Annotated in this window: 5 protein-coding genes; 4 read left to right on the top strand and 1 reads right to left on the bottom strand. The window is 75.4% G+C overall.

Annotation, left to right across the window (positions count from 1 at the left end):
* Positions 1-394: 394 nt before the first annotated feature.
* The gene (locus AAHH18_RS14980) at positions 395-1,093 is read left to right on the top strand and encodes a hypothetical protein (protein WP_343302146.1); all 699 of its coding nucleotides are present in this window, start codon (positions 395-397) and stop codon (positions 1,091-1,093) included.
* Between the two features lie 8 nt (positions 1,094-1,101).
* Here the strand turns inward: AAHH18_RS14980 and coaA are convergent, their stop codons facing one another.
* Positions 1,102-2,064: a type I pantothenate kinase gene (gene coaA / locus AAHH18_RS14975; protein WP_283319521.1), complete on the bottom strand. Its 963-nt coding sequence runs from the start codon at positions 2,062-2,064 to the stop codon at positions 1,102-1,104.
* A gap of 108 nt (positions 2,065-2,172) precedes the next feature.
* On the opposite strand from coaA, the gene glmS reads away from it, so the two are divergent.
* From glmS to AAHH18_RS14960, 3 genes are read left to right on the top strand one after another with little or no spacing between them, the layout of a single operon-like run.
* Positions 2,173-4,029, top strand: a complete 1,857-nt coding sequence (glmS, locus tag AAHH18_RS14970) for a glutamine--fructose-6-phosphate transaminase (isomerizing) (RefSeq protein WP_283319522.1) — start codon at positions 2,173-2,175, stop codon at positions 4,027-4,029.
* Positions 4,029-4,349, top strand: coding sequence for a MazG nucleotide pyrophosphohydrolase domain-containing protein (locus tag AAHH18_RS14965; RefSeq protein WP_343302145.1), 321 nt, complete (start codon positions 4,029-4,031; stop codon positions 4,347-4,349). Before glmS ends, AAHH18_RS14965 begins: the two co-directional genes overlap by 1 nt.
* On the top strand, positions 4,346-4,699 hold the full coding sequence (locus AAHH18_RS14960; protein ID WP_222170221.1) for a holo-ACP synthase: 354 nt from the start codon (positions 4,346-4,348) through the stop codon (positions 4,697-4,699). The genes AAHH18_RS14965 and AAHH18_RS14960 overlap by 4 nt, the downstream gene beginning before the upstream one ends.
* Positions 4,700-4,836: the final 137 nt, after the last annotated feature.

Here is a 4,836-nt window from a genome sequence, read left to right as displayed (position 1 = left end):
CACCGGGTGGCCCGGGTGCCCAGGGGGCTCCGGGTGCTCCGGGCGCCCCGGGCGGGGGTCCTCCCGGCCCCGGCACGCCGGACGGCCGCCGCCCGGGGGCCGACCCGCGGCGCCCGCCCGGCTCGTCACGGGTGCCCGTGGCGCCGCTGCCGGACGCCGACGCCCCCGTGCGGCCCGCCGCGCTCGCGGTCGCGCCGGCCGAGGCGGGCGCGCGGGTCACGTCCCGGCAACGATCCGGGCCCGCACGCTAACGATCCGGTCACTGCGCCGGTCCGCCGCCTGACCCGCACCTAGGCTCGTCCCGGGCCACGACGGAGTCGCCCCCAGCGACGGAGGCCGGGCAGGAGCCCGGTCCTCCGTCCCAGGGCAGCACGGGCGACGAAGGGCGGGGACCATGACGGCACCTCATGCCCGCACGCCCGCGACCGGCCCGTCGCCCGACGACCCGCACCGCGCCGGAGTGCGGTCGCGGCAGCCCGCGCGACGTCGACGGCCGGCGGCCCTGCTGCTCGCCGCCACGGCCGCCGGAGTGCTCGCCGCGTGCTCCGCCGGTGCGGACGCCGCCGGGTCGTCCGCGGTCGCCCCGCTGCCGTCGGACACCGACGTGGCGCGCGCCGCCGACTGCCTCGCGCCGCAGGTGCTCGCCTCGCTCGGGTTCGCCGCGGACGAGTACGACCGCGCGCCCCACCCCGACGCGCCGGACCCCGCGCCCCTCCCCGACGGGTTCGCGGCCGCCTCCGCCGTCCTGTGCAGCACGGGGGAGACGCTCACGGACGCCGCGGGGCGGTGGGCCGCGGTGACCGCCACCCGGCTGGAGGGCGACGTCGGGCCGCTGGTCGCCGCCCTCACGGCGCCGGTCGCCGCGCCCGCCGCGGACGCCGGCCCGCCCCGGTGCGACGGCGGCGCCGGGCGCTCCGACCTGTGGCTGGTCGACGCCCTCGGGTCCGCGGTCCGGGTGCCGCTGCCGCGGTCGGGCTGCGACCCGCTCCCCGGGGCGGTGCGGGACGGGATCACCGCGCTGGACGTCGTGGACGTCGAGCGCTACCCGGTGGCGCTGGTCGCCCCGTCGGCCTCGGCGTCGCCCACCCGCTGACGCCCGCGTCAGAGCTTGCGGAGCCGCACCCGCCGCACGGAGTGGTCGCTGCCCTTGGTCAGCACGAGCGTCGCGCGGCTGCGGGTCGGGAGGATGTTGCGCACCAGGTTCGGGGCGTTGATCGCGTCCCAGATGCCCTCCGCTCGCGCCACGGCGTCCTCGTCGCTCAGGGCCGCGTAGCGGTGGAAGTACGACTCCGGGCGCGCGAACGCCGTGGAGCGCAGCGACAGGAACCGCTCGACGTACCACTGGCGGACGTCCTGCGTGCGGGCGTCGACGTAGATCGAGAAGTCGAAGAAGTCGCTCACGGCGAGGTTCGACGTGCTCGACGTCCCCGCGGCGGACGGCGCGGGCTGCAGCACGTTCAGCCCCTCGACGATCAGCACGTCCGGGCGGCGCACCACGACCTCGGCCCCCGGGACGATGTCGTAGGTGACGTGGTCGTACACCGGCGCCCGCACCTCGGCCTCACCCGCCTTCACGCGGGAGACGAACTGCAGCAGCGCGCGCCGGTCGTACGACTCCGGGAAACCCTTGCGGTCCATGAGCCCGCGACGCTCGAGCTCCGCGTTCGGGTGCAGGAACCCGTCCGTCGTCATGAGCGCCACGTTCGGCGTCGCCGGCCAGCGGGCCATCAGCTCGCGCAGCAGCCGGGCGGTGGTCGACTTCCCGACGGCCACCGACCCCGCCACGCCGATCACGAAGGGGGTGCGCGGCGTGTCCTCCCGCAGGAACGTCGAGGACGCCGCGTGCAGGCGCCGGGTCGCGGTGACGTACAGGTCGAGCAGGCGCGACAGGGGCCGGTAGATCGCGTCCACCTCGGCCAGGTCGATCGGGTCGCCCAGGCCGCGCAGCCGCGTCACGTCGGCGTCGGTCAGCGGCAGCGGGGTGGACTCGGACAGCCGGACCCAGGCCTCCCGGTCCAGCTCCACGTAGGGCGACGGCGACACGGGGACGTCGGTGGCTCGCACCCGACGATTCTGCACGATGGGCGCGGGTGCGCCCGTCGGCGCGGTGTCCCGCCGTCGTCCCTCCCGCGGCGGCCGGTGCGGGGGGCCGCCCCGGCTAGACTCGCCGGCATGTGTGGAATCGTCGGGTACGTCGGTGACCATCGGCCGGACGGGCAGCCGCTCGAGGTCGTGCTGGAGGGTCTGCGCCGGCTGGAGTACCGCGGGTACGACTCCGCGGGCGTCGCGCTCGTCCCGGGGGACGGCACCCTCGCGACCGCCAAGAAGGCCGGCAAGCTGGGCAACCTCGTCGCGCTCCTCGAGGAGCAGCCGCTGCCCGCCGCCTCGGCCGCGATCGGCCACACCCGGTGGGCGACCCACGGCGGCCCGACCGACGTCAACGCCCACCCCCACGTCGCCGGCCGCATCGCCCTGATCCACAACGGGATCGTCGAGAACTACGCCCTGCTCAAGGACGAGCTGCTGGCGGACGGCGCCGAGCTGCTCTCCGAGACCGACACCGAGGTGGTCGCGCACCTGCTGTCCCGCGCGTACGACGAGACCAAGGACCTCGGCGACGCGATGCGGCTGGTCGTGCGCCGGCTGCACGGCACGTTCACCCTGCTCGCCGTGCACGCCGACCACCCGGACACCGTCGTCGGCGCCCGGCACGACTCCCCGCTGGTCGTCGGGCTCGGCGAGGGCGCCAACTACCTCGGCTCCGACGTCGCCGCGTTCATCGCGCAGACCCGCCGGGCCCTCGAGCTCGCGCAGGACCAGGTCGTCGTCATCACGCCGCGCAGCGTGACCGTGACGGACTTCGACGGCAACGCCGCCGAGGGCCGCGAGTACGTCGTCGACTGGGACGCCGCCGCCGCCGAGAAGGGCGGGTTCCGCTCCTTCATGGAGAAGGAGATCGCGGACCAGCCGCAGGCCGTGCACGACACGCTGCTCGGGCGCACCGACACCCGGGGGCGCCTGGTCCTCGACGACATGAAGATCGACGAGTCCGTGCTGCGGTCGGTCGACAAGATCATCGTCATCGCGTGCGGCACCGCCGCCTACGCCGGCCACGTCGCCAAGTACGCGATCGAGCACTGGTGCCGCGTGCCCGTCGAGGTCGAGCTCGCGCACGAGTTCCGCTACCGCGACCCCATCGTCAACGCGCGCACGCTGGTCGTCGCGATCTCCCAGTCCGGCGAGACCATGGACACCCTCATGGCCATCCGGCACGCCCGCGAGCAGGGCGCCAAGGTGCTGGCGATCTGCAACACCCACGGGTCGACCATCCCGCGCGAGTCCGACGCGGCGCTCTACACGCACGCCGGCCCCGAGGTCGCGGTGGCGTCGACCAAGGCGTTCCTCGCGCAGATCACCGCCGCGTACCTGCTGGGCCTGTACCTCGCGCAGCTGCGGGGCAACAAGTTCGCGGACGAGATCGGCGAGATCCTCGAGGACCTGCGCGCCATGCCCGCCAAGATCCAGGAGGTCCTGGACCGCGCCGGCCGCGTCCGGGAGATCGCCCGCTGGATGGCCGACACCTCCTCCGTGCTGTTCCTCGGCCGGCACGTCGGCTACCCGGTGGCGCTCGAGGGCGCCCTCAAGCTCAAGGAGCTCGCGTACATCCACGCGGAGGGCTTCGCGGCCGGCGAGCTCAAGCACGGCCCGATCGCGCTCATCGAGCCCGGCCAGCCGGTGTTCGTCATCGTGCCCTCGCCGCGCGGCCGCGACTCGCTGCACTCGAAGGTCGTGTCGAACATCCAGGAGATCCGGGCCCGCGGCGCCCGCACGCTGGTCATCGCGGAGGACGGCGACGACGCGGTGAAGGCGTACGCGGACGAGGTGTTCTTCGTGCCGCAGAGCCCGACGCTGCTCGCGCCGCTGCTGTCCGTGGTGCCGCTGCAGGTGTTCGCGTGCGAGCTCGCGACCGCCCGCGGCCTCGACGTCGACCAGCCCCGCAACCTCGCGAAGTCCGTCACGGTCGAGTAGTGGAGCTGCGGGCCGCGCAGGCCGACGTCGAGGCGGTCTCCCGCGCCTACGCGCGCCTGCACGGCATCGAGCGGACCGACGACTGGCTGCTGCTCAAGCTCGGCGAGGAGGTCGGCGAGCTCACCCAGGCGTACCTCGCGGCGACCGGCCGGTCCCGGCGGCCCGTCGCGGAGGGCGAGGCCGCGGTGCGGGCCGAGCTCGCCGACGTCCTCGCGCACGTGCTGCTGCTCGCGACCCGGCTCGAGGTCGACCTGGACGCCGCCCTGGAGGAGAAGTGGGGCCGCTGGCGTCCCCTCGTCGAGGAGCAGGACCGCCCGTGATCGTCGGGGTCGGCATCGACGTCGTCGACGTCGCGCGCTTCATGGCGACGGTCGAGCGGGTGCCCGCGCTGCGGGAGCGGCTGTTCACGGCGGAGGAGCGTGACCTCGCCCCCTCGTCGCTGGCCGCGCGGTTCGCGGCCAAGGAGGCCATCGCGAAGGCCCTCGGCGCGCCGGGCGGCATGTCGTGGCAGGACGCGACCGTGCGTCGCGTCCCCGGCGGGCCGCCGGAGGTCGAGGTGGTCGGCACGGTCGCGGCGCGGGCGGCCGAGCTCGGCGTCGCACGGTTCCACCTGTCGATCTCCCACGACGCGGGCATCGCCTCCGCGATGGTGGTCGCCGAGTCCGCCTGACCCGGCCCGCGCCTCGCGCGCGCCGCCGAGAGGCCAGGACACGCCCGAGTTCGCGCTCTCGCGTCGGCATGTCCTGGCTTCTCGACGCCGCGCAGCGCGCGCGTGCGCTGTGCGTGCCCGCGCTCTGCACGTGCGTG

The sequence above is a fragment of the Cellulomonas olei genome, from assembly GCF_039548315.1.
Classification (GTDB): domain Bacteria; phylum Actinomycetota; class Actinomycetes; order Actinomycetales; family Cellulomonadaceae; genus Cellulomonas.
Note: the sequence above shows the minus strand (reverse complement) of the source record. Positions and strands in the feature narration are given on the sequence as shown.